17 protein-coding genes and 3 pseudogenes are annotated in these 26,710 nt (G+C 44.9%); 6 read left to right on the forward strand and 14 right to left on the reverse strand.

Translation table 11 applies throughout. The annotated features are described in order from the left end of the window. Positions 1-38: 38 nt before the first annotated feature. The 4 genes from recC to K5Q92_RS02565 all read left to right on the forward strand — a co-directional run bounded on the left by recC (position 39) and on the right by K5Q92_RS02565 (position 10,708). Complete coding sequence (gene recC / locus K5Q92_RS02550; protein ID WP_220767493.1) at positions 39-3,860, forward strand: exodeoxyribonuclease V subunit gamma; 3,822 nt, start codon at positions 39-41, stop codon at positions 3,858-3,860. Positions 3,861-3,885: 25 nt separating this feature from the next. Beyond that, complete coding sequence (recB, locus tag K5Q92_RS02555; protein ID WP_220767569.1) at positions 3,886-7,563, forward strand: exodeoxyribonuclease V subunit beta; 3,678 nt, start codon at positions 3,886-3,888, stop codon at positions 7,561-7,563. Continuing rightward, positions 7,560-9,533, forward strand: a complete 1,974-nt coding sequence (recD, locus tag K5Q92_RS02560) for an exodeoxyribonuclease V subunit alpha (protein ID WP_220767494.1) — start codon at positions 7,560-7,562, stop codon at positions 9,531-9,533. Before recB ends, recD begins: the two co-directional genes overlap by 4 nt. A 170-nt stretch (positions 9,534-9,703) precedes the next feature. After that, entirely contained in the window at positions 9,704-10,708 is a 1,005-nt protein-coding gene (locus K5Q92_RS02565) for a D-alanine--D-alanine ligase (RefSeq protein ID WP_220767495.1), read from the forward strand. A gap of 101 nt (positions 10,709-10,809) precedes the next feature. On the opposite strand, the gene K5Q92_RS02570 is transcribed toward K5Q92_RS02565, so the two are convergent. The 8 genes and pseudogenes from K5Q92_RS02570 to K5Q92_RS02605 all read right to left on the reverse strand — a co-directional run bounded on the left by K5Q92_RS02570 (position 10,810) and on the right by K5Q92_RS02605 (position 20,564). Further along, positions 10,810-11,409, reverse strand: a complete 600-nt coding sequence (locus K5Q92_RS02570; RefSeq protein WP_220767496.1) for a cytochrome c3 family protein — start codon at positions 11,407-11,409, stop codon at positions 10,810-10,812. 8 nt (positions 11,410-11,417) lie between these two features. Next, positions 11,418-11,903, reverse strand: a complete 486-nt coding sequence (locus tag K5Q92_RS02575) for a nitrate reductase cytochrome c-type subunit (protein WP_220767497.1) — start codon at positions 11,901-11,903, stop codon at positions 11,418-11,420. A 12-nt stretch (positions 11,904-11,915) separates the two neighbouring features. Next, positions 11,916-14,405, reverse strand: coding sequence for a nitrate reductase catalytic subunit NapA (gene napA, locus K5Q92_RS02580; RefSeq protein ID WP_220767570.1), 2,490 nt, complete (start codon positions 14,403-14,405; stop codon positions 11,916-11,918). Between the two features lie 2 nt (positions 14,406-14,407). Then, on the reverse strand, positions 14,408-14,665 hold the full coding sequence (locus K5Q92_RS02585) for a chaperone NapD (RefSeq protein WP_220767498.1): 258 nt from the start codon (positions 14,663-14,665) through the stop codon (positions 14,408-14,410). 43 nt (positions 14,666-14,708) lie between these two features. Next, positions 14,709-14,866 (reverse strand): annotated as a pseudogene (locus K5Q92_RS02590) (periplasmic nitrate reductase, NapE protein). Positions 14,867-15,415: 549 nt separating this feature from the next. Further along, positions 15,416-19,297: an ATP-dependent RNA helicase HrpA gene (gene hrpA, locus K5Q92_RS02595; protein WP_374758433.1), complete on the reverse strand. Its 3,882-nt coding sequence runs from the start codon at positions 19,295-19,297 to the stop codon at positions 15,416-15,418. A 223-nt stretch (positions 19,298-19,520) separates the two neighbouring features. Further along, a complete protein-coding gene (locus K5Q92_RS02600) occupies positions 19,521-19,937 on the reverse strand; it encodes a CBS domain-containing protein (RefSeq protein WP_220767500.1) in 417 nt (138 codons plus the stop codon). A gap of 177 nt (positions 19,938-20,114) precedes the next feature. After that, a complete protein-coding gene (locus K5Q92_RS02605; RefSeq protein ID WP_220767501.1) occupies positions 20,115-20,564 on the reverse strand; it encodes a phosphate-starvation-inducible PsiE family protein in 450 nt (149 codons plus the stop codon). A 396-nt stretch (positions 20,565-20,960) separates the two neighbouring features. Here K5Q92_RS02605 and K5Q92_RS02610 point away from each other — a divergent pair. Beyond that, positions 20,961-21,068 (forward strand): annotated as a pseudogene (locus K5Q92_RS02610) (IS110 family transposase); the annotation flags it as partial. Positions 21,069-21,090: 22 nt separating this feature from the next. On the opposite strand, the gene K5Q92_RS02615 reads toward K5Q92_RS02610, so the two are convergent. From K5Q92_RS02615 to K5Q92_RS02630, 4 genes are all read right to left on the reverse strand, one after another. Then, positions 21,091-21,516, reverse strand: coding sequence for a GNAT family N-acetyltransferase (locus tag K5Q92_RS02615; RefSeq protein WP_220767502.1), 426 nt, complete (start codon positions 21,514-21,516; stop codon positions 21,091-21,093). Positions 21,517-21,662: 146 nt separating this feature from the next. Then, a complete protein-coding gene (locus K5Q92_RS02620) occupies positions 21,663-23,171 on the reverse strand; it encodes a serine hydrolase (RefSeq protein ID WP_220767503.1) in 1,509 nt (502 codons plus the stop codon). 164 nt (positions 23,172-23,335) lie between these two features. After that, positions 23,336-23,839, reverse strand: a complete 504-nt coding sequence (locus K5Q92_RS02625) for a hypothetical protein (RefSeq protein ID WP_220767504.1) — start codon at positions 23,837-23,839, stop codon at positions 23,336-23,338. Between the two features lie 139 nt (positions 23,840-23,978). Then, the gene (locus K5Q92_RS02630; protein WP_220767505.1) at positions 23,979-24,395 is read right to left on the reverse strand and encodes a GFA family protein; all 417 of its coding nucleotides are present in this window, start codon (positions 24,393-24,395) and stop codon (positions 23,979-23,981) included. Positions 24,396-24,751: 356 nt separating this feature from the next. Between K5Q92_RS02630 and K5Q92_RS24170 the strand changes: the two are divergent. Further along, a pseudogene (locus tag K5Q92_RS24170) lies at positions 24,752-25,026 on the forward strand (site-specific integrase). 468 nt (positions 25,027-25,494) lie between these two features. On the opposite strand, the gene gpt reads toward K5Q92_RS24170, so the two are convergent. Next, positions 25,495-25,950, reverse strand: a complete 456-nt coding sequence (gene gpt / locus K5Q92_RS02640; protein WP_220767506.1) for a xanthine phosphoribosyltransferase — start codon at positions 25,948-25,950, stop codon at positions 25,495-25,497. Between the two features lie 285 nt (positions 25,951-26,235). Continuing rightward, the gene (locus K5Q92_RS02645; protein WP_220767507.1) at positions 26,236-26,589 is read right to left on the reverse strand and encodes a hypothetical protein; all 354 of its coding nucleotides are present in this window, start codon (positions 26,587-26,589) and stop codon (positions 26,236-26,238) included. Positions 26,590-26,710 lie beyond the last annotated feature (121 nt).

A 26,710-nucleotide genomic window follows, 5' to 3' on the forward strand; every position in this document is an offset into this window, starting at 1 on the left:
CTCTGCCCATTCGCCTGCATTGTTGTTAAAGGAACGCCATGCTATATCTAGTGCAATCAAACCAAATGGAAGCGTTATCAAAGCTTTTAGCTAATGAGTTACGTAGCCCATTGCCAAACAGCCCACTGTTGATGCCAGAGCATATTTTGGTGCAGAGTCCCGGTATGTCCACCTGGTTACGACTAGAGATAGCAAGGCAGAATAATATCGCAGCGAGCCTCGAATTTCCGCTACCCTCGAGCTTTATCTGGCAACTGTGTCATACCCTGTTAGAAGATGTGCCTAAAGAGAACGCCTTTACCAAGGCCGCGATGACTTGGAAGTTGATGGAGCTACTACCCACGCTTATCGACCGAGAAGATTTTTCCCCGCTGGCATATTATCTCAACAATGGAAATCCTGAAAGCTCAGTTAACAGCGCTAATACTGCAAACTCAGACGATGTCGATGCTGAAGCTTATTCGCTCACTGAGCCACTATTAGAACAAGGTGAGCAAAACCCACTGAAGCTCTATCAGCTCTGTGGCCAAATCGCCGACATCTTCGACCAATATTTAGTGTATCGCCCCGACTGGATCAGTGCTTGGGAAGCCAATGAGCCCACCTTGCCACCAAAAGGCGATAAACTCAGCCCTGCGCAGGCCTGGCAACCCATCCTGTGGCGTGCGCTGATAGACTTTAATGGCAACACCTTAGGTAAGAGTCGCTATCATCGCGCTAATTTGCACCAAGCCCTGTTCGATGCACTCGATGATCCCAACACCAGCCTAGAGGCTCTGCCCAGACGCTTATTTGTTTTTGGGATCTCCTCTATGGCACCGCAAACACTCGATGTGTTGCACTATTTAGCCAAGCGCATCGACGTGATCATGCTCAACTTAAGCCCATGTCAGCATTATTGGGGCGATATTGTCGATCCACGGCTACGCGCTCGTATGGCACTACAATACGCCGATAAAAACAAGCTGGAAGTGGAATGGGAAGATAAACTTGAAGTGGGTAACCCACTGCTAGCTAACAACGGTAAGATGGGTCGTGAGTTGCTCGACTTACTGTTAGAACTCCCCGAGGAACATACCGCCTTCAACTTAGACTGCTACCAAGAGCCAACACCTAGCAGCATACTAACTGGCGTGCAATATGACATCTTAGAGTTGACCACCCGTGGCCAGAGCCTAGGGCCCGATGCAACGCTGTACCTAAGCTTAGAGGGGCGGCGCGTCATTGCTGAGTCAGATGACTCAATCACGGTTCGTAGCTGTCACAGCCCACTACGCGAAGTTGAAACCCTGCATGATCATCTACTAGAGATGTTGTCTAGGCCTCTTACCGAGGAACAAGTTGCAGACGGAGTTACGCCGCTGGTCCCCAAAGATATCGTGATAATGATGCCCGACGTTGCGGCTTACGCTCCTTATATCGATGCGGTATTTGGCGCGAAACAGGGCGCGCATTATATCCCCTATGCCATTGCCGATCGCGGCGCAGCTCAAGAGTCGCCGCTTATCACCAGCTTCTTACACCTATTGAAAATTAACCAGAGCCGTTTTGGCCTAACTGATATTCTCAGCATTTTAGAGGTCCCAGCCGTGCTACGCCGCTTCGAGCTGGACGATGAGAGCTTGGCAGTCATTAAGCGCTGGTTGGAGCAAGCCGGGGTCCGTTGGGGACGAGATGAAAACAGTCGTAGCGAATACCAACTGCCCGCGTTCGAGCAAAACTCATGGTCATTTGGTATTAAGCGGTTAATTTTGGGTTACAGCTTCAGTGACGATGCCCCGCTTTATCAAGAGCGACTATCCGTGAATGGCGTTGAGGGGCAAACGGCGCAGGCATTGGGTAAGCTACTCGACTTTATCGAAGCCCTCGATAACGTGCACCAATCACTCGCTCAAGCCTGTAGCCTAAGCGAACGTATGGCGCAGCTTGAAGCGATCCTCGAAGACTTCTATGAGGTTGACGATGACGAGCTAGTCCAACTCCAAGAGATCCGTGAAGCAATTGTTAAGCTCAATGAAGAACTCACCGAAGCCGGCCACACCACGCCGTTAACTATAGAAGTGATTCAGAATTGGTTTAACAGCCGCTTATCTGAATCTCGGGTCGGTCAGCGATACCTGGCCGGTAGTGTCAACTTCTGTACCTTAATGCCCATGCGCTCCATTCCCTTTAAGCTAGTGTGCTTACTGGGCATGAACGATGGCGTATACCCACGGGTTCAACACCCTGTCGGCTTCGATCTAGTCGCGCAAATGGGACCAAGAAAAGGTGACCGTTCACGTCGCTTAGATGACAGATATCTGTTCCTTGAAGCGATTCTTTCGGCTCGAGAGCAACTCTATATCAGCTATATCGGTAATAGCGAACGCGATGACTCGGAGCGGATCCCATCGATGCTGGTATCTGAACTTATCGAATATTGCCAGTTGGTTTATCTGCCACAGTCTCTTGAGGCGCAAGCAAGCGCACAGAAACTAGAAGCGGATGGCAACGCATCGCAGCAGCTTACCGATAAGATTGAAAAAGGCGTGATTGAGCACCTAATCCGCAAGCAGCCTCTGCAACCCTTCGATCCGCGTCTCTATCGCACGCCAAATAGCGCAAAGAGCCAAGATGATACCAAGCTACAACAGAGCTACTCGGCGCAGTGGTGCCCAGTACCTGCGCAATCAACCGAAGGGGCAAACGCTTCAACAGATAAAGCGCAAACAACCGCGAGCTATAACGGCTTTATTGGCCATCATACTCAGCTACTGCCTTTTAGCGAGAATGCCGTAGGTGAGTCCATTGACAGCATGGGAAGCAATACCGAGGAGCTTGAGCTGTCGGCACTGATCCGCTTTTTTAGAAACCCGGCGCAATATTTCTTCAACCGTACCTTAAAGGTCGATCTGGGGCTGGATATTCAAGCCGATGATAATGATGAGCCCTTTAGTCTCAACGCACTTGAGCGCTACAAGCTGCAGGCTACACTACTGGATAACGCCATCGAAAATGGCGAAGAGCGGCCACAGCAGGCGCTACTTGAGCGGTTAAAAGCCCAAGGAAACTTGCCGTTAAAGCCCTTTGACGATCTGATTTTAAATCAATATTTACATGATATTAAGCCGCTTATTGGTCGCTGTTTATACTTAAAAGGCGAAGCTGCACACTCGGTGGATATCGATCTATTATTCGATGACGTTGATGACAGCGTTAATGCGAGTATTGCACTAAACCTTGTAGGCCGTATCGATGACTTAAGTGCCAAAGGACTCGTTAACTATCGCCCGGGTACGGCCAATGGCCGTGACTTAATCCGAGTCTATCTGCGCCACCTTTGCCTCTGTGCCATGAGAGGCGAGCCTAAAACTCAAGCGAATAGTGAGGAGCAAACTCATTCAGAACTAAGCAATATAGTAACCAGCAGCAATGTAGTGAGTTATCTACTCGATATCGGCCACTTCCATGCCTTCGCCCCCGTTACGCCCAAGCAGGCAAAAGCACAGCTTAAACAATGGCTAAGCTGCTTTAAACTGGGGCAAGTGCAGCCACTGATGTTTATGCCACGCACCGCCATGGCTTACGTTGAGGCTGAGGGCTCTCATAAACAGAAGCTTATTGAAGCGCAGTCACAGTGGCTCGATGAGCAGAGTCAGTTAGGTGAAGGACTAGAGCCCCACTTTCAACGTCTATACCGCTTCCCTGAAGATTTTAGTGAGCAAACCTTCGCTAAAACAGCGACTCGCTTACTGCAGCCGCTTCTAAGCTTGTATCACAAAGACAAGCTCAGTGAATTAGCCACCTTTGTTGAGGCTGGACTCGACACCGTCGATCTAGCGTTAGCATCGACGCCAAATGCACAAGGCGAGGCTAACTAATATGAGTGAGAGCCAAACAGAAAATATGACAACTTCAACCAATACGTCGCAAGCTGGCAATATTGTGACCGAAGCGCTAGATACATTGACCCTTCCCTTTGGCGGTAGCCGTTTAATCGAGGCCAGCGCGGGGACAGGCAAGACCTTTACCATTGCTGGACTCTATGTACGCTTGCTGCTCGGCCATGGTATCGATGCACCTTTGACCTGCGAGCAGATCTTGGTAGTAACCTTTACCAATGCCGCAACCGGTGAGCTTAGAGATCGTATTCGTAAGAAGATCCAGCTAGCCTACCGCTGCTTTATCGGCCTAGAAGTCGATGATGAATTGATAAACTCGCTCTATCGTGCAACGCCAGAGGCCAGTCTGCCTATCGCCCGTAAACGCCTCGACTTGGCACTAAAATCCCTTGATGAAGCGGCAATCTTTACTATTCACGGATTTTGTCAGCGTATTCTGGCGGATATGGCATTTGAGTCATCCTTACTGTTTGAGTCTGAGTTTACCCTCGATGATAGCGAGTTTCTGCACCATGCGGTTCGAGACTTCTGGCGCGAAAAATGCTATCCCTTATCCGGCAGTCTGGCGGATGCGATCATCGGCAAGTTTAGTGACCCCGATGCACTCTCTCGTCAACTCAGGCCGCTTCTTGGTGCAAGTAATGCGGTAGCCAGCCCCAAACCTCAAGCCTTTGATAAGCTAGAGGCAGAGCTGACCCAAAGCCTAAGCCGCTTTAAACTTATCTGGCCTAGAGAGCGTGAGCAAACAGAAACCTTATTACATGAACTGCCACTTAACGGTGCCCGTTTTGGCAAGAAGACTGATGGCTACCCAAAGCTGGCCAAAATGCTCGATGATCTCGATAACTGGGTCGCCTTCGGTCAGGCGCTGCCTCCAGCAAAAGTACTCGAAGCCCTGTCACTTAATGGGCTAAAGCTCAATAAAGGCGGAGAAATACCCTCGGCTCAGCAAGCGCCTATGCTAGATCATATCGAAAGGCTAGCCCAACTTATCGCCAACCTTATTCCGAGCTTTCTCTATTGTGCTAGAGATGGCATCGCCTCGCGCTTTGCCAGGCAAAAGCTTGAGCGCAACCTGCTGACCCCAGATGATCTTCTACTAACACTGGCTAAAGCGCTTAAGGTAAGTCAAGATAATCGATTAGCTAGCAGTATTGCCCAGCGTTTCCCAGTTGCGCTAATTGACGAGTTCCAAGATACCGACCCATTGCAGTTTGAGATCTTTAACTCGATATACCAAAGCACAGCAACAACCAGCACTCTTGCTAGCGCCTCATCACAAAACGATAAACTTAGCCTATTGATGATTGGCGATCCTAAGCAGGCAATCTATGCCTTTCGCGGCGCCGATATTCATACCTATATTCAGGCTCGCGCTCAAACCGCTAAGCACTATAATCTCGATACCAACTATCGCTCGAATCGGCAGATGGTGGATGCGGTCAATCGCATCTTTGGTCACAGAGACGACCCCTTTATCAGCCAATCTATTCCCTTCGAACCGGTAAAGGCATCGAGCTTTGCTGACAAAAAAGTACTCAATGAAAAGAATGCAGACAGCAGCGCCCTTAGATTAAGGCTATTAAGTGAAGAGGCAGAAAAAGGCCTCAATAAGACCACAGCTAGACAGCTCATTGCTGATGATGTAGCCGATGAGATTGCCAAACTTTTAATCGATGCACAGCAAAACCTGTGCGCGATTGGTAAAAAGCCTCTAAGAGCAAAAGATATCGCCATCTTGGTCAGAGACAGACACGAAGCCAATGTGGTTCGGGCCGCATTGAGTCAACGCCAAATAGGCTCGGTCTTCTTAAGCCGTGATAGCGTATTTAACACCTTAGAAGCTCGCGAGCTTGCGCTGGTGCTTTATGCTATGGCAGATCCCAAGGATGAGCGCGCATTGCGAAGTGCTTTAGCCACCTCACTGCTTGGCTATAGCGCAGAGGCGATCCATAGCTTTAACCAAGATGAAGATAAACGTCAGACCCTGCTTGAGCAATTTGCCCAGCTACAGCAGGTATGGTTAAAGCGTGGGATCATGCCAGCCCTGCTGACCCTTGCCGCCCAGACTCAGATCATCGAGCGCTTACTGAATGGTGAAGAGGGAGAAAGGCGCTTAACCGACTTTAGACACTTAGGAGAGCTACTGCAGCAAAAAGCCACCGAGCTCGATGGTAGCAGCGCTTTGATCAACTGGTACGAGCAAGCGCTTATCGAAAACCAGCCAAATGAAGAGGCGCAGCTACGTTTAGAGAGTGAGCAGAACCTAGTACAAGTGGTCACCATTCATAAGAGTAAGGGGCTTGAATACCCTATCTGTTTCGTGCCGTTTGTCAGCCTAAGTCGCGATAACCGTAAACGCCCCGCCCCAATGCTATACCATGATGACAATCGGCTTATCTGGGATATTGAGCAGACAGATGAGGGCTGGGAGAGACAAAAACGTGAAACCTTAGCCGAAGATCTACGCCTACTCTATGTTGCACTAACTAGACCCGTGCTTAAGTGTTATCTGTATATTGCCAACCACAGCCGGTTTACCAAAAAATCAGGTATGACGAGTCAGTTACATGAAACGGCAATCGGGTATCTGTTAGGGGTTGAAGATAAAGCTTGTGATTACGAGAGACTGCTGGCTCAAGCTAAACTACTGCAACAAAAGGATCCTAAGGCCATCAGTTTGACGGAACTGCCTGCGGCGGGTGGCGATGAATACACTGACACCACATTTGTTGTGCTAGAGAAAGATGAAGCCTCCGAGCAACAATTAGCGCCAAAAGCGCTCAATCGCCCTATGCTAACACCTTGGCGTGTAGGCAGTTACTCAGGCCTTGTAAAACATTTGGCCCATGAGAAGGTGCTGCCGGGTATGGATGATGAACAGTTCCCTGAACTGGATGTGATTCAAGATGAAGTCGATAGCTCGCCTTCGCGATTTACCTTTGAGCGCGGCGCCAATGCGGGTAGCTTTATGCACTTAGTGTTAGAGCTAATTGATTTCACTCAAGCGCAAACAGATCTTGAGCTGCAGCTGCCTATCGCCATGGCGAAATATGGCATAGATGAGAGCTGGACCGAGGTACTGAAAGAGTGGTATCTAGACTTACTTCATGCGCCATTAGCCAAGGATAACTCGCTAATACTCGCGCAGCTAAAACCAGCACAAAAGTTAGTTGAGATGGAGTTTTACCTGCCGATTACCGCCCTTAACTGCGACCAGCTCAATACACTGTTAAGCGAATTTGGTTACAGTGCTGGCCTTAATTTTGATGAGTTACAGGGCATGCTAAAAGGCTTTGTGGATTTAACCTTTGAGCATAATAATCAGTTTTTTATCGCCGATTATAAGTCGAATCATTTAGGTGATGACTTAAGCCAATATCACTTTACCAACATGCAGCATGCGATCCGCAGTCACAGGTACGATCTGCAATACATCATTTACACCCTCGCTCTGCACCGCTATCTGGCACTGCGTATGGCGAATTACGATTATGATCTGCATATCGGCGGCAGCTTTTATCTGTTCCTACGGGGCATGTCGGCAAGCAATCCACAATCCGGTGTATTTTACGATAAACCGCCTAAGTTACTTATTGAAAAGCTCGATGCCTTATTCGGGAACAAGATGACAGCACACAATTCTGAACAAGCGAATAGCGCTCAAGTGGAGGCAAAATGATCACCACCACTAAGCCTATTAACGAATTACTTAAAGAGTGGCAGGAGCAGCGACTTATCACCTCACTGGACCGTCACTTTGCCCTGCAATTAGCCCAGCTTCATCAGGAGTCAGCGCCACTATTTACCCTCATTTGTGCCTTAGTGAGCCAGTATCTATCGAGCCAGCATACCTGCTTGCCACTAAAACAGATCGATACCGAAAATCCGTTTAAAGAGCAGCTCAGCCAGTGTCAAATAAATCTACAAACCGATGAGCTTGAAGCTGCACTATTACAGTTTGACGCCATAGGCACCGTCGATGGCGCCGAGCTTAAGCCACTGATTATCGATAAGGGTAACTTATATTTACAACGCTATTTCAGCTACGAAACACAGGTCGCCGAGCATCTCAATCGACTCTCGTTCGCGCCAGTCGACTCCAACCTTGATGATACTGAGCTAACTCACGCCAGTGAGCTATTGAATCAACTGTTTCCCGCATCTGAGCAGCAATACGATTGGCAGAAAATTGCCACCGCCACTGCGATGACCAAAAAGCTCGCCGTGATCACTGGCGGCCCGGGTACGGGTAAAACCACCACAGTGACTAAGCTGCTGTACTTGTTGTGCTCCAGACAAGAGATGACCATTAGACTGGTCGCGCCAACCGGTAAGGCAGCGGCACGCCTGAGTGAGTCCATAAAGGCGTCAAAGCTGAGGCTTGCCAGTGAGATGAGCCAAATGGGCATAGTCGATCTGGATAAAAACATCGCCAACATTCCAGAAGAAGCGGCCACTCTACACCGACTGCTCGGTGTGATCCCCAACTCTCACCAGTTTAGGCATCATAAAGATAACCCATTAAGGCTAGATCTGCTCGTAGTCGATGAAGCTTCCATGGTGGACTTGCCTATGATGCACAAAGTGCTATCGGCGTTACCCGAGCATGCAAGGTTAATCTTGCTTGGCGACCAAGACCAACTCGCCTCGGTCGAAGCTGGCGCGGTGCTCGCCGATATCTGCGCAGGGTTAAAACAGATCAATAAGAAGACTAAGCAAACTCGCTGGAAGATGCATTATTCACAACCCCAAGTAGAACTATTAGGTCAGCTAACCCGCACCTCATTAGCAGAGTTTGTTAGCCAAGATCCTAAGATTGGCGACAGCCTATGTATGCTGATGCACAGCCACCGCTTTCAGGGCGATGCGGGTATTGGCCAACTCGCAATGGCAGTCAACCACTCAAATTTAGCGCGTATCACTGAAGTCTGGCAATCAGGGTATCAAGAGTTACTGTGGATAGAGCATGCGCTAGCCAATACTAGCCATAGCAGCTCGTTTGAAAATAAAGGGCTCGAGAGTTTACTCGAACAGAGTGTCGAGCAATACGGTGTCTACTTAGCGACCATGTCGCAGGAAGAGAACGATGCCGATAAGATCATCGACAGCTTCAACCAATACCGTATTTTATGTGCCATGCGCGCAGGAGAATACGGCGTTGAAGGAATAAACCAAAGCGTGACTAAAGCGCTCGCAGCCAAAGGATTGATCCAGCCAGAACAAGAGTTTTATGCAGGCCGGCCGGTTATCATTCAGAGCAATGATTACAACTTAGGACTATTTAACGGTGATATTGGCTTAATCTTACCCGATTGCAGTAGCCAAAGTCGTCGCTTAATGGCGCACTTTATCCAAGCCGATGGCAGTTTACTCAAGGTGTTACCTGCGCGGCTACCTAGCCACGAGACCTGTTACGCCATGACGGTTCATAAGAGCCAAGGCAGTGAATTTAGTCATGTGTCTTTAGTACTACCAATAAAGCCAAGTGTGGCGCAGCAGCAACTGTTAACCAAAGAGTTAGTCTATACCGCCATCACTCGTGCTAAGCATCACTTTACTTGCCTAGGCAGTCAAAGAGTGTTTGAGCAGGCTAGCCGTAGCTTAACCCAGCGCGCCTCGGGCTTGGCACAGCGTTTATGGCGCGATTAACAATTGTGATTGAAGTTAGTGCACCTTGTTTAAATAAGGTGCACAGAGATGACGGACTCGAATATAAAAACAGCATTTAAGCTAAATCGACTAGGCAATACTTGCATTAAAAAGTGATTAAGCCATAGTGATTCAGCTGACTTTTATCATGGGTAACAGGTGGAGACAAAATGACCCAGAAGAATTTATTACTATTGTGTGGCGGCGGCGGTGATGAGCATAGTATCTCACTGTTATCGGCCAATTATTTTGAAGCGCAATTAGCCACGTTACCCCACTTCAATGTGCTACGTGTAGAGCTCAATGCTAAAGGTCAATATCACACTCAAGCTGGTGAGCTTTGCGAGTTAACCAACAGCAAACAGATCCGCTTCGATGATGAAACAAAAGCGCCTTGGGATGTGGACTATGTTATCCCCTGTATTCATGGCTACCCCGGTGAAACTGGTGACATACAGTCCTATTTCGGCTTGATCAACCTGCCCTACTTTGGCTGTGATTCTGAATCGAGCAGCAACTGCTTCAATAAAGTGACCGCCAAGATGTGGTTTAGTGCACTAGGGATCCCAAATACCCCCTATATTTTCTTAAGTGAATTTAATGAGCAGGCTTTGGTTCAAGCCAAGGCAGCACTAGAAAATTGGGGCTCAATCTTTATTAAAGCGGCGTCACAGGGTTCATCTGTAGGTTGTTATCGCGTTGATAGCATCGAACAACTTGCCAGCTCATTAGAAGAAGCCTTTACCTTTTCACCATATGTGGTGATCGAGAAGACGATTACCGCCCGTGAACTAGAGGTCGCCACTTATGAAGTTGATGGCGAGATCATCGCAACTAAACCCGGTGAAATTATCTGTGCCAGCAATACATTCTATAGCTTCGATGAGAAGTATGCCGAAAACAGCCAAGCACAAACGGTAATTGAAGCCGATGTTGATGAAGCGATTGCGAAGCAAATTCAAGAATATGCAATTAAAGCCTTTAAAGGGATGAAGTTACGTCATCTGTCGAGAATAGACTTCTTCTTAACCGAAGATAACGAAATTCTGCTAAATGAGATCAATACCTTCCCAGGTCAGACACAGATCTCTATGTTCCCTAAGATGCTACAAAATCATGGTCATGATTTTGCCCAATACCTTTCGGGTAACATTATGGCGCAGTTAAAGAGCTAACGTAAAATCTTACGTAAAAACCAGCACCTTTAGCCTTAAAAACAAAAGCCAGCGCAATATGCGCTGGCTTTTTAGTTTCAAGCGATTGTTGCAAGACTAGCCTACCAACCTTCAACACCTTTCATATCTGGAAGGTGGTGGGCAATACCCTTATGACAATCGATACAGGTCTTTTCACCACTGGCTAAAGAAGTAGAATGCATCTTAGCCGCTCGTGGTGATTGGCGAGTAAAGTCCATGTAATCGAAGTTGTGACAGTTACGACACTCAAGCGAATCATTGGCCTTTAAACGTGCCCACTCATGCTCTGCGAGTTCACGACGCTTCTCTTCGAACTTCTCGCGGGTGTTAATGGTACCAAACACCTTACCCCAAACCTCTTTCGATGCTTGCATTTTACGGGCTATCTTATCGGTCCAGTTATGCGGTACGTGACAGTCTGGACAAGTTGCTCGTACGCCACTTCGGTTAGTGAAGTGAATGGTCGACTGCATCTCTTGGTAGACGTTGTTTTCCATCTCGTGGCAACCAATACAGAACGCTTCTTGGTTAGTGACCTCTAGGGCGGTGTTAAAGCCCCCCCAGAAAATCACACCAGCAACAAAACCACCGAGAGTTAGAAAACCTAAGCTGTAGTGAACACTTGGCTTTCTCAGCACAGCCCATACCTTTTTAAGGAAAGATCGTAATTTAGCGATCATAACTACTCCTAGTGTTCTTTCTTATTAGAATCAGCTTTTATTAGCTGATCCATATCCACAAATTCGTTAGGCACTAAAATTTTAGCGTCGAGCTGTGGAACGTGACATTGTGTACAGAAGTAACGTCTTGGAGACAGTGTCGCTAGGAAATTGTTCTCTCTATCCATGTAGTGAGTCACACTCACCATAGGTGCTTGAGAGTCTCCGGTGCGACTACGATCATGGCAAGACATACACTTATTCACTTTTAAGTTCACCTGATAGCCGTCAATTTTATGAGGGATAACTGGTGGCTGCATCGGATAGTTGCGCACTTCCTTGACGTCAGTGTTAATCACTTTTTGCATTGCCGGTGGCGTTGGCTCTACGTTTAGCGGTGCATCACGCAGCGTCGCTATTTTGTCCGCTGGAATAACCTCTGCTGCAACATTAAACGCACTTACTATAGATAAGCTCATCAAAGCAGCTGCAGATACTCGTGTTAATGCTTTCATTATTATTTCTCCTTATGCCTTGACGATCTTCACTGCACACTTCTTAAAGTCCGTCTGCTTAGACAGAGGATCAGTCGCATCGAGCGTCACCTTGTTAATAAGCTGACTGGCGTCGAACCAAGGCACAAATACCAAACCTACTGGTGGCTTGTTACGACCACGAGTTTCTACACGGGTCTTGATTTCACCTCGACGAGAAATAACACGCACCTCATCACCACGACGTAGACCACGTTTTTTCGCATCTTGTGGATGCATAAAGCACACTGCATCAGGGAAAGCACGATAAAGCTCTGGGACACGTTGCGTCATTGAACCTGAGTGCCAATGCTCAAGCACACGACCTGTCGACAACCAGATATCAAATTCATCGTCTGGTGATTCAGCCGCGGGCTCGTATGGCAGTGCATAGATAACAGCCTTACCATCAGGCTTACCGTAAAACTCGAACCCTTTACCTGGTTTCACATAGGGATCGCTCCCCTCTTTAAAGCGCCACTTGGTCTCTTTACCGTCAACAACTGGCCAGCGTAGACCATGAACCTCGTGATAGGTATCGAATGGTGCAAGATCGTGGGCATGGCCTCGACCGAAGGTCGCGTACTCTTCAAAGAGACCCTTTTGCACATAGAAGCCAAACGCTTCCGCTTCATCATTCATATATTTGCTGTTTCTATCTGACAGTGGGAATTTCTCAACATTGCCGTTTTGGAAAAGCACTTCGAACAAGGTCTTACCTTTAAAGTCAGGGTTTGCAGCGAGTACGTCTGCAGGCCAAACTTCGTCGGTTGTGAAACGCTTAGAAAACTCCATCAGCTGCCAAAGGTCTGAGCGTGACTCCCCCGGTGCTTTGACCATCTGGTGCCAAAACTGGGTACGACGCTCTGCGTTACCATAGGCGCCCTCTTTCTCAACCCACATAGCGGTCGGAAGAATAAGATCGGCAGCCTGTGTGGTCACAGTTGGATAAGCATCTGAAACAACGATGAAGTTTTCAGGATTACGGTAACCCGGTAGACCTTCTTGGTTAATATTAGGAGCAGCCTGCATATTGTTGTTCACCTGAACCCAATAGGCATTGATATCACCATCTTTTAGGCGACGATTTTGCTCAACCGCGTGATAGCCTGGTTTTGGCGGAATAATGCCACTTGGAATACGCCAAATCTTTTCCGCAATCGCTCTATGTTTAGGATTCTTAACCACCATATCGGCAGGCAGACGGTGTGAAAAGGTGCCCACTTCTCGGGCTGTACCACAAGCAGACGGCTGACCCGTAAGCGAGAATGGGCTGTTACCCGGCGTCGAGATCTTACCGGTTAGCAGGTGAATATTATAAATCAAATTGTTACACCACACTCCACGAGTGTGCTGGTTAAAGCCCATAGTCCAGAAAGAGGTGACTTTCCTATTTGGATCGGCGTATAGCTCTGCTAATTCAACTAGCTTATGCTCTGGTACACCAGATAGCTTACTGACTGACTTAACATCATAGTCTGCAACAAAGCGCTTAAATGCATCAAAATCAATAGCGGTAGACTTACCCGCCGTCGCCACATTCTTCGCCGCTTTTTGTAGCGGATGTGATGGGCGCAGGCCATAACCGATATCGGTTTCGCCTTGGCGGAAGTTAACGTGCTTATTAACAAAGTCCCAGTTAACTTTATCATTTTGAATGATGTAGTTAGCAATATAGTTAAGAATTGCTAGGTCGGTTTGAGGGGTAAACACTATGCCTAAATCCGCAAGATCGAAGGATCTGTGCTCGAAAGTAGAAAGTACTGAAACCTTCACATGCGGCGCACTTAAGCGGCGATCCGTTACGCGACTCCAAAGGATCGGGTGCATCTCGGCCATGTTTGAGCCCCAAAGCACGAATGCATCGGCCGCTTCCATATCATCATAGCAGCCCATAGGTTCATCGATACCGAAGGTTCGCATAAAGCCACCTACCGCTGAAGCCATACAGTGACGCGCGTTAGGATCGATATTGTTAGAACCAAAACCCGCTTTCATCAATTTTGAAGCTGCATAGCCTTCCCAAACTGTCCACTGGCCAGAGCCAAACATACCAATCGCGGTAGGCCCTTTCTCTTTGATGGTTTTCTTCCACTTTTGCGCCATGGTGTCAAAGGCGGTATCCCAAGAAACGGAGGTAAACTCACCGTTCTTGTCATACTTACCATCAGTCATACGTAGCATTGGCGTTTGCAGTCTATCTTTACCGTACATGATCTTAGATAGGAAATAGCCTTTAATACAGTTAAGGCCCTTGTTTACTTCACTTTCTGCATCACCATGCGTAGCAACCACTTTGCCATCGCGGGTCGCGACAATCACCGAGCAACCTGTACCACAAAAGCGACATGGCGCCTTGTTCCATTCTAGTTTTGTTTCTTCAGAACTAGTGATCAGGTTACTCGCGGTTGCGGGTAAGGCTAAACCAGCCACACTTGCAGCAGTTAATGCTGCATTGGCCTTCATAAATTCGCGTCTGTTCATTTTCATTGTTCACCCTCTTCAAGCACTTCACTTTGGTGATAAACCATTGCCGCTGACAACACTCCAGGTATCGCGTTAATGGCTTCAATACTTGTCATTAATGATTTCTGGCTATCGCCTTCTAACACTACGACCAATTTCACTTCGTTATTTACCGACAATTCAGCATTTTCCATATCAATAATGGTTTGCCTTACTGTGGACATCTGCTCAGGCTGTACTTGAAGTACTAAGCTAGTTACGTGAAGTTCATTGCTCATTTTTATCACTCTATTTATATGTATTTATTTTGTTTTTATCGATTTAGCCAGCACCTGGCGGACCTGTTAGAATTTGGCCGAACCAAATTGCAAAACCTAAGCCTGACACAAGCAAAATAGATAAAAGTGGGGCGAGAAAACGGTTAGAAAAATAAATATTCTAAATTCTAGCTTTTTCTCATCATTCGGTGTGGAACTCATAAATCCTCCAACAAGTGGGGCTATCTAACATGATTTTATGGCGGCCTGAACTACTGTAAAACAAGATAACTCATTGCCTTTTTAAGGTATTGATTATGTACTTTTATCTTGCCGAAAATGATATCAATAAGTTAACAAGGTTCTGTATACCCACAATTCGGTAAAACCATAGGTTGGTTGATCCAGATCATCATTTTCAACAACAAGGTACGAAGATCACCCTTCCTAACCCATTTCCACGATTAAATAACCATCAAAAACACTTATTAAGCTATCCATAACATACTAAACAATGGGTTAGGAGTGGCTAAATTTCAATCAAACTTGGCAGTTTTATAACAAAATATTCACTAAGAGGTATTAAGCTTATTTTAAGATAGGTTAAATATTGCGCGAAACGGCAGAGATTGAAGCTAGAGAGTAAAGCCCATAGGGCCAATAATAAAAATTGGGAATTTAGCTGACAGGATTCCCGTGATGGGATGGAAGGTAATAAAAAACGCACGTCATAAACGTGCGCTTTTTTTACGAAAAAAGCTCTTTTTTACATCATGCTTGAGCTATCTGATTTAAAATTCGCTTCTCTGAAATGGGATAAGCAGTACCTAATACTTGGGCAAAGCAGGAGACGCGGTATTCCTCAATCATCCAACGCGCTTCGATTAACACCTCAGGTGTTGGCATCGACTTAGGCAACTTAGCCATCTGCGCCTTTAACACCTCTTGCACCTTATTGATGCTGTGCATATGCAAGCGGTCTCGATTAGGGTCCACTGGAAGCTTCTCTAAGCGGTTTTCAATTCCCTTGAGATAACGGTTAAGATCGCCTAATCGCTGCCAACCGGACTGCTCCACAAAGCCTTTAAACACCAGTTGATCCAATTGGTTTTGAATATCGCTCATCGCAAAGGCGATATCTAGACTGATCTTGCCCTTCAAGCGTTTCTTAATTCGATTGTAGATGGTCAGAATTTCCTCTACCTTCAGCGCAATTTTTTCAGCCGCTGGATTAAGCTCTTGTCTCACCCAGTCTTTCGCCTCGGCAAACGAGGCTTCAGAGCGCACATCTAAGCCCTTTTCGTCCAACAACTGCTGTACTGCTGCCGATAAAATATCATCAATCAAGATATTAACCTGCCCAAATGGATTAAAGTACATCGCCAGCTTTGCTTTGTTAGGCAGTGACTTTTGCAGATGTTTTACCGGCGAAGGAATATTGAGCAGCAGTAATCGCTGTAAACCAAGCTTATGCTGTTTCTGTGCCTCGAACTCATCATCAAACAATTTGATCGATACACTGCTCTTATCATCTACCAACGCGGGGAAGGCTTTAACCTCAAAGTTGCCCTTCTTCTGCTCAAATTGCTTGGGCAGATCACCAAAGCTCCACTGCTCAAGCCCTTTTTGCTCAATACCTGAATCCGCGACCTTGCGGATAGCCTGCACAACCTGACCTTGCATACTTGCCTTTAATGGCTCCAGCTCTCGTCCTTCAGCGAGCAACTTACCCTTGTCGCCTTCTATCTTAAAGTTAACGAGAAGATGTTTAACTAACTGAGTAGTATCAAAGTCATCCGGCGAAATACGGGTACCACTCATGCGCAGTAGTTGTTTGCACATTGCATCGATTAAAGGCAGTTCAAAAGGCGTCATCGCCTGTAAACAGGCTTTAGCGTAATCTGGCGCGGGTACAAAATTTCGGCGCAGTGCCTTAGGCAATGACTTGATAAGTGCAATACATTTCTCTTCACGAAGACCCGGCACTATCCAGTCAAAATCAGCTTCATCAACTTGATTAATCAATGCCACAGGTATGTGCACCGATACACCATCGTCAGCAGCCGATGGTTCAAAGTGATAACTGACATTAAGTACCAAGTTACCCTTATGCCATTTTTCAGGGAAATCCAAGGCCGATATATGCTCGCTACTACGCTGCATCAACGACTCGCGCTCAAAGTCTAAAAGCTCTGGTGTAGTTTGCTTAGCTTTTTTCCACCACTTTAAGAATTTAGGTGCGTTATAGATCCCATCAGGGATCTTGGGCTCGTAGAATGCATATAGCGCCTGCTCATCCACCAAAATATCTCGGCGACGCGACTTATGCTCAAGCGATTCAATATCCAGCAGTAGCTTCTGGTTTTTGATGAAAAATGCTTCGTTAGTGCGCAGTTCACCGTCTGCTAATGCCGAGCGAATAAAGATTTCACGGGCTTCAACTGGCTCGACTGGGCCATATTGCACCTTACGGCGATTAACGATTTGCAAACCGTAGAGCACTTGATTCTCAAGCGCGACCACCGAGCCCTGCTTGGACTCAAAATGTGGTTCGACATAGTTTTTCTTCACCAAATGTGCCGCTAGAGGCTCAACCCACTCAGGTTGAATTTTAGCGCAGCAACGTGCGAACAAGCGCGAGGTTTCGGTGAGCTCTGCCGCCATGATCCATTTGGGGCCTTTTTTAGCTAAAGGTGAACCTGGGAACACGAAGAACTTTCGATTGCGTGCGCCTAAGTATTCATTGTCTTTATCTTTAAAGCCAATATGGCTTAATAGACCCGTCAATAAAGAGCGATGCAAGCCTTCATAATCAAGCTCTTCAGTCGGAGAGTTAAGCTTCCACTTAAGCTCATGAGTGGCTTGCCTTAACTGAGTGTACAAATCTTGCCATTCACGAACCCGCAGATACGCTAAAAACTCAGCTTTACATTGCTTTCTAAACTGACTACTCGATAACTCTTTCTGGCTTTGTTTAATATGATCCCAAAGATTAAGCCATGAAACGAAATCAGAGTCTTTATCGCTAAAGCGATTATGTGCCTGATCTGCCGCTTGCTTCTTGTCCATCGGGCGCTCACGAGGATCTTGAATAGAAAGACCTGCGGTGATCACTAAGGCTTCATGTAAACAACCATTTTGCTGCGCCTCAATCACCATACGTGCAAGCCGGGGATCCACAGGAATATGCGCCAACTGACGCCCAAGCTGAGTCAGATTCAGCTTACCTTTACCCTTTGTGACAGCTTGCAGCTCTTCAAGCAGCAAGAAACCGTCTCGAATGTAACGCGCATCAGGTGGCTGAATAAATGGGAAGCCTTCGATATCGCCTAAACCAATCGACAGCATCTTCAAAATTACTGAGGCTAAGTTAGTACGCAGGATCTCAGGGTCGGTAAATTCAGGACGTGAGATAAAATCATCTTCACTATAAAGCCTGATACAGATACCTGGTGCAACACGACCACAGCGCCCCTGCCTTTGATTGGCACTGGCTTGAGAGATAGGCTCGATGGGCAGGCGCTGCACTTTAGTTCGGTAACTATAACGACTAATCCGTGCAGTACCGGGGTCAATCACATAACGAATGCCGGGTACAGTTAGTGAGGTCTCTGCAACGTTGGTTGCTAATACAATACGGCGGCCAACGTGACTCTTAAAGACTTTTGACTGCTCACCATAAGAAAGACGAGCGTATAACGGTAAGATCTCTGTATCGCGGTAATTACGGCGATTTAGCTGCTCGGCAACATCTCGAATTTCTCGCTCACCATTCATAAAGATCAAGATATCACCAAGACCTTCCTGCATAAGCTCATCGGTAGCCGCAAAGATACCCTCGATAAGATCGAGGTCTTCATCTTGATCTTGTACCAGTGGACGATAGCGGGTTTCAACCGGATAGGTACGCCCAGACACTTCAATCACAGGAGCATTGTTAAAGTGTTTCGAGAAACGTTCAACATCAATGGTCGCAGAGGTAATAATCACCTTAAGATCTGGACGCTTCTGTAACACGTTTTTCAAATAACCCAAGATAAAATCGATGTTGAGGCTACGCTCGTGGGCCTCATCAATAATGATGGTGTCGTATTGATTTAGGTATTTATCGTTAGTTAACTCGGCCAATAAAATACCGTCAGTCATTAACTTGATATAGGAGTCATTATTAATGGCATCGGCAAAGCGCACTTTAAAGCCGACCACTTCACCGAGAGGGCTATTAATCTCTTCAGCAATACGGGTGGCAACGCTACGGGCCGCTAATCGGCGTGGCTGGGTATGACCAATCAAACCGCGAGAGCCTAAGCCAAGCTCGAGACAGATCTTCGGTAACTGAGTGGTTTTACCTGATCCGGTTTCACCCGCAACAATCACCACCTGATTATTGGCAATCGCTGTTGCAATTTCATCGCGCTTTTGCGAAACGGGTAAACTATCGGGATAAGTAATGCTTGGGCGATTAGCTAAACGCTGCTCAACCTTTTTACGTGATTCAAGCGCCAACTGCTCAAGATTTTCGAGGGTGGCCGTTTTTTTCTCAGAGTCAGGCTCTTTTCTGAGCCTAAACAGACGACGCCTAATTTTTGCGGCGTCCGCTTCATAACAGGATTTTAAGAATGCGTTAGATAAAGGATGCTGTTGCGAACTCAAGTGCAAATTCCATAGCCAAGACGAAAGAGAGTGATCCTAGCAAGGAACGTTGCAGGTTGGTATAGCTGGCTTAAAAATACTTTATCTTCTCAAGCTAAGCACACTATTTAACAGTGCTAGAGCATACTCAAGTTAAGATGAATTAATAAGAGTCAGCGCCATGACTCACTCTTATCAAATTACAATCGATAGTAGTGCGTTATTTAAGTGATTCTGACTACGATCATGCTGGCGACAGATAACACTGTTGCATATAAGTATTAATCGCTTCGAGTACATTAGCGCGGCTAATAGTACCGACCACTTTGCCCTCCTCCACCACAGGGTAGATCTTAGGCTTGGGGCCTAACATCTGCTCAGCCAGTTGTAACACGCTCGAGTCTGGTGTGACCGACAACACATCGGTACGCATGCAATCTTTAACTATCGCAATTAAATCACAATGATAGCTACTCTTAAGCATTACAGCTAAACAGTCTTGCTGAGATAAGAACCCCACTAAGCGACCGTCCGCTTCAACTACTGGTGCACCAATCTTTTTATGCTCTAGCAATTGTTCAACAGCCGTTGCAAGCGACATAGAAGGCGTTAACAATACAGGTTGGCGATCCATGTGTTCTTTTACGTTGATTGAATCCATTTCATTCCCCTATTAAGTTGCTCTTTTTTAGTTTAGCTAAGATTTAGCAACTACGGCGGGGATTAAAGCGATAAAGTTAATCGGAAAAAGGGGTTAGCTGCACTACCGCGTTGTCTGCGACCTAGAGCTTACTCAGCAATTGGCCTGAGGACACCGCTGTTTACGCCCCTTCATTTGTTAGGCGTTTTTACCACGATAGCAAAATTTAATAAGCGCATAACAAGCACCTAGCGCAACAATAATAAGGCCCAGACCTATTATTGCTAACGGGTCATATTTATCTAAATCTAATAAGATCACCTTCCTAGAAACAGCAATTACCGCCACCAGCAAAATAACTTCTGCATGAATAACGTTTTCCTTGAAGTACATTTCTATTGTTTCTATTAGCTCGAAACCAATCAAAATAATAAAAAAGAAACCAAATATTTTAAGTAATTGGTCTATTTTGACGTGCATTACACCGTCCGCTGAATCAAATATGTCAGCATAAAGCGCAATACCAAGCTCAAATATCGAAACCCCGACTACGATATACATCGCAATAAGGACTATGAATGTCATACATTTTTTTACGGTGCGCATCAAGGCAACAGCGTTACTGATCCGTTTATCTACCAAAGCCATACTCCTTAAATGTATAACGTCAATTTAGTCGTGAGCGCCGCTCACTACCTAACCTAAACCATTGTGCTATAAACACAAGGCTCATTACTTCAAATAATAATCCAAAGCGCTGAGGAATGATCTTAAACGCTGTGCTATATGCCATTGCCTCGCTCAACTTTGCAATACGAACCTTGAACGCCTCATACCATAAATTACCACCCGTTTTTTGAGCTTCTCAATGCTCAGTATTCTTTTGGTAGTTTCACCATAATCATTATCAGCAGTCGCTCGAAACGCAGTAAAAACAGTCGCAAAATATAGTGGCTTGGAGGATTGACTGAAAGAGACTTAAAACACCTTAGCATATAACACCTTGCTAATGAGTAAGGACATGTGCTGCAACAATAGGCATGAAAGCCAAAGAAAGTGGCGGAAATTGCCTGTGTCAGAAAGATGGTTGTAACGTTAAATTCGATGCTAAGAGATGGTGTAATGTGGGAAGCGCCAAAAGATCAAAGTTAGCTATTGGCGCCATAGTCTCTTGTTATAGCTCTTTTACAAGGCAGTATGTCGTATGACCTTTTGGATAATCGGGCAACTCACCAAAAACTTTGTACCCACGTTTTTCATAAAAGGGTCTAGCCTGAAAGCTAAGAGTTTCCGTGCGTATGTATTGAAAGCCTTTTACTTTAGCAAAATTTTCTGCGGCGTCCATGAGCCTATGCCCTACACCTTTACCTCGAGTTTCCACTGAGAGCCAAAGTAGCTCAAGGATGCAATAATTCCAGAATCCTGTTGCTCTAATACCACCTAGAACTTTGCCATTTTCATCTTTCACAAATGCCGCAAATTTTGTATCAGGCTCGAACACAACTTCATCAGGAATATGTTGTTGATTAAACGACTGAATACCTTTACTTATTACTTCAAGGTCATTTTTATTTGGATTATCTGTTACTTCAATATTCATTTTTCATCCGAACTGCAGAGAGTTATAACGCCCCAATAAGGGGCTGGTAAATGCTTGGCTAAACTGTGTAGCGGAGCGAAACTGAGCCAAGCTTTAGCAGTCCCCCTTAATTGGCTTGTTAGTTGCTTTTACGCCACTGTTTTTAGTTATACCTTCTTAAAGTTTTCTCCGAAAAGCGTTAAGCCTTTAACTTCACCATCTTTTAATTTATATGTTAAAACTTTGCCTCCTTCATTCATTTCAGAGAACTCGACCCGCATTGTATCCAACTTAGTATAAGCTGTTGCTATTGTACTAACTTCACCTAATCTCACTTCAAAAGCACCAGACTTAAGCAGTTTAATATTTAATTGTCCCCAAAGAGGATGATGAAATACTCCAACATATTTTTGTTTATCCAGACTAAGTTGCATAACTCTAGAGGATGCTTTTTTTGCCTTTATATCGTTCCATTTTTTAATGTTTGCTTTCTCTTCAGAAGCTATTGTTCGCATCGCTAAAATATGCTTTTCTGCCTTTTTATTGGCATCACCATCATCAAGTAAAATACTATAAACGATATCACTTATGGCATTGGTCAAATATTGACTAATATTACTTTCATTATTCAATACCACTAAACCAATATTATGTTCTGGAATAAAAGAGCTGTGGGTATGAGTACCAGCAACACCACCAAAATGATGAAGCATTCTACTTCCTTTGTATGGGCCTATTTGCCAGCCCCATGCATAACCAGTGCGTTTAAAATCAAGAAAACTTCCATTGTGTGAGACTAATTGTTGGTGAGATTTTTTAATTACTTCAGCAGGGAACACTTGTTTGCCATTTACTATTCCCTGATTGAGCTGCGCGATTAAAAATAACCCAAGATCAGATGCAGTTGCAATAGTTCCACCAGCTGCATGCATAGTTATATCGCTTTTTTCAAACGTTAAAATTGCTGTAGGATCTTTACCTGTTAATCCATAAGGACGAGCTACTTCAATACTTTTTTTAGCGGCATCACTCATGTAGGAACTAGTATGATTCATGCCAAGTGGTTGATAAATTGTCTCTGATAATATCTTTTGCCAGCCTTGCGAGTAAAAGTCATCAACCCAAATACTGGCAATATTAAAACCAAGATTGGTATATTCAAATTGCCCCAAAGGGTTTCTTTGATTTTTAACCGAAGCACTTAAAAGCCTATGACGCTGCTTAAGATTATGGTTGCCTGTGAAAGCTAAAGTATTTAAAAGTGCATCATTCTCGATGCCTGAAGAGCACGACATTAAGTGCTTTAATTGAACTTTATCTGCATCAAATTTCAGAAAGTCTTGTTTAGGGAACATTTCAGCCATTGAAGTGCTGTCTTTAATATCTCCATTATGTTCCAACAGTAAAGTGGACAAAGCGAACATAGGTTTTGTAATTGAGGCAATATAGAATGCTGTTTCAGCAGTTACTTTCTTGTTTTCTTTGATGTTAGCGTAACCAAAATACCCTTCATAAACAATTTCCCCCTCTTTAACAACGGCAATAGCGGTGCCAGAAGGCAAGCCCATTTCCTTTTTCGCTGCGTTTACATATTTATCAATGGCAGAGAAATCATCCATAGCATAAGAGTTACTTGCCCAGATAGACAACGACACTAGAAGGGGGATAACTTTCATTATTTAAGTCCTTTTAAAAATTAATCTTGCTATTTAGGCCTTGACGAGTGCAGACATCGGTAAGCCAACTAACGCCCGCATAAGGGGCTGATAGTTGGTGGTTAAAATGTGTAGCGAAGCGAAACTGAGCCAACTGTTAGCAGTCCCGTTACTTAATGCGCTTGTTAGGCATTCTTGTACTCTTTCTTGGTTTTCCACCATATATATGGCCCACCAATTAAAAAGAGTGCCAGGATAAAAGGCATAAGTAAATTATCTGATTTCCAAGCCTTTTCCGATTCGGCATAGGAGCGGATAACATTCTGTTCTACCTTGACTTCAAATACATCGTGAAACTCTTTAGTTGTATATATCGGCTTTGTACTTTCTCTAGCCTCAAATAGAACCTCAACTCTTTTTCCTTGAGAGTTGAATAATGAGTCATAAACTATGCCCTGACCGTTAGATTTAGAAGGGTAATTAAAATTATATTTATCATCTACAAATGCAAAGCGAATTCCGTAATCATATTCCTGCACCCAATCGATATAGCCTTCACGTTTAACCAGTTCTTCTTTATAAGGGAAGCCACCGTTTTCTTGAGTTAGTTGAACATATCCAATAGATATACTACGAACAAAACAAACAACAGCTAATACAAGATTTCTATAATATGTAAACTTGGACATGCCTGAATGCCTAACGCCAAACTAAGTAGTGAGCAACGCTACCACTTACCTAAAGAATTGTGCCGTAAACACCTAAGCCGATTCAAACCAAAAGTGCCAAGCGTTGCGAATCTGCTTAAATTTATTGTTATCTGTTTGGTTACACCTTATCTGTAAAATAGGCCATGATCTCTTCAGAAGTCATTTCCTTAGTTTCATTGGCAAAGCAGTAGTAACTTGGGCGCATATCAATAAAATACTGCATGTCCATTTCCAACCCTTCTAAATCAGGAAACAGACCCACTGGCATATTGTATTCACCTGTTTCTTTGAATTTATAGAACAGGTGAGTTCCACACTCAGTGCAGAAACCACGAGAGGCCCAAGAGGAAGACTCGTACATTTTCACGTTCTCTGCACCTTCGAATTTCACTTGGATTCCACACTTCACCGCAATGAATGGAGCGCCGCCCCAGGAACGGCATGACTGACAGTGGCAAACTGTAAACTTAGGATTAACCTTTTCAGCCGTAATCTTTACTGAACCACAAAGGCAACTAGCCTCAGAATAAGACATTGGAATAACTCCTAAATTTATGAAAAATATAACATTTTAATATAACGCTTGCGCACTATGTCGATCGTGACCGGAAAAACGCGCACAAGAACACAGACTAAAATACAAACAATAATAATGCGTTAAGTGTTCTAGAGAAAAATTGTATGCAATACCACTTTTGCAAAAGCGCGCGAGCGCACTTTATTCGTTTTACATCCCAGCGAAGAAAACGCGCCCTACTCTATGCTTTTGAATTTACAATACATTTAACAAGTTAGCAACAGCCGAATCTCTGTCATTCCTAACAAAGTGCGCTAGCATCTTACAAACACAGATAACACTGTAAAAAACACAGTTAGAAGCGAGAGGCGAAAATGACACATTCCAGTCCTTTTTTAGAATCGATTAGACAAGAGATTCGCTTACGAGGCTATAGTCTTCGCACAGAAAAAGCTTATCTTTACTGGATCAAGCGCTACATTTTATTTCATCATAAAGCTCACCCTATTACGCTCTCTTCTGTTGACGTAATAACTTTTTAAGTTGGTTAGCTAACAAACAGAATGTCGCAGTTAATACGCAAAAAGTCGCACTTAATGCATTAGCTTTTTTATACCAGCAACACTTAAAAATTGAATTAGCGATCTAGGTTTTACGTTAGCAGCAAAGCAGCGCACATTGCCTACGGTCTTATCTTATCAAGAGATTGCTCTGATATTGTCACACATGAGTGGACTAGCAAAAATTGTGGTGGAGATGCTTTATGGGAGTGGATTACGAGTCAACGAGTGCCTGCAATTGAGATTACAAGATATTAATGTCGAAAACCTCTCTCACCATTCGAAATGCAAAAGGCAATAAAGACAGACAAACATTATTAAGCCAATCATGCACTAATCAGCTTGATGGATATATTCAACGCGCGATAAAAATTCAACAGCAAGATAATCAGCATAGAGTCGGCCCATCATTGCCACACTCATTAGCTAAAAAATATCCTAATGCTTACTCGACCACTTTTTCTTTATTGCTTCACCCTATACGATTAACAGCGACAAAAAAACCGAATAGCGGGACTATTCGGTTTTGATTTGCGCCTTAAAACTATATCAGGCAATCACTTACAAAGCGGCTCTCTAAAGCTCACGCCTGTATCCCAAGGCTGCTCGATCCAAGTGTCTTGTGGGATATCAACGATGTAATCATCAACTAATGGCTTACCGGCTGGTTTAGCACACACGGTAACAAACTTAGCCTTAGGGTAGATTTCGCGGACGATTTTAGCAGTAGAGCCACTATCAACCAGATCATCGACAACGATAAAGCCTTCACCGTCTCCTGGCGCCTGCTTAATGATTTTAGTCTCACGCTGATGATCGTGATCGTAGCTAGAGATACAGATAGTATCTACATTACGAATACCTAACTCTCGAGCTAGAATAGCTGCAGGTACTAATCCACCGCGGCTAACTGCAATAATGCCTTTCCATTGTTCTGCAGGTAGCTGGCGCTCTGCCAACTGGCGGGTGTAACTTTGCATTTGATCCCAAGTGATCAGAAATTTCTTGCTCATGTGCAACCTTTTATGCGTATACGCTATTTTTAGGGGAAAGAGATTGCGCGGCATTTTGGCTTTTTATTCAGAACCATACAAATATATGTTCGTGATGTATTTCACAGATTTTGATTAACTCACCATTGATGATGAGCCATACTGGCACTCTTAGGCAAAGCGTTACACGATCGGTAATGACTCTATAGGTAATTGTTAGGGATTTTGTAGAAAATGAGCTAAAAGTGGCTTAGCAATAGCCCGTGAAACTTGATAACAACAAAACAACGTCAAACTGAGGAGCTGTTAAGAATGGCTGCCAAATTTAACCCTATCATTTTTTAGCTGCTGATATTTATCTAACACGCCATTACGGTCTAAGCCTCGCTTTACATTGGTACACAACTTACCAAAGCGGCGGATCTCATCAAATTGTGGTGTTTGTCCGTTCGATATCGCGGCCTCCCAATAGCTCAGTTCGCTATCTACTAACTCTAACAGCTTTTTAGGGCAACCTAGGCAACTCCCCTCTGGCCCACAAACAAAAGTTTCCGACTCATACAACGGCAGCTCCTGCTTAACCTGCTCGATGATTTGTTGCATTGCGGTGGTTCTATCTGGCTTTGAAGCTGCTGTGCTTGGTCTCTTTTCTGCAGTCATAAGATACTTTACCAGGTTAAATTTCACTCATTATATAACCTTGTAAAGAGTTTTATTAGTGAATAATAATTTAATGTGCTTATTGAGAAGAATAGTCGATAACATGAATACAGAAGTTAGA

Source organism: Shewanella sp. MBTL60-007, assembly GCF_019654915.1.
GTDB lineage: Bacteria > Pseudomonadota > Gammaproteobacteria > Enterobacterales > Shewanellaceae > Shewanella.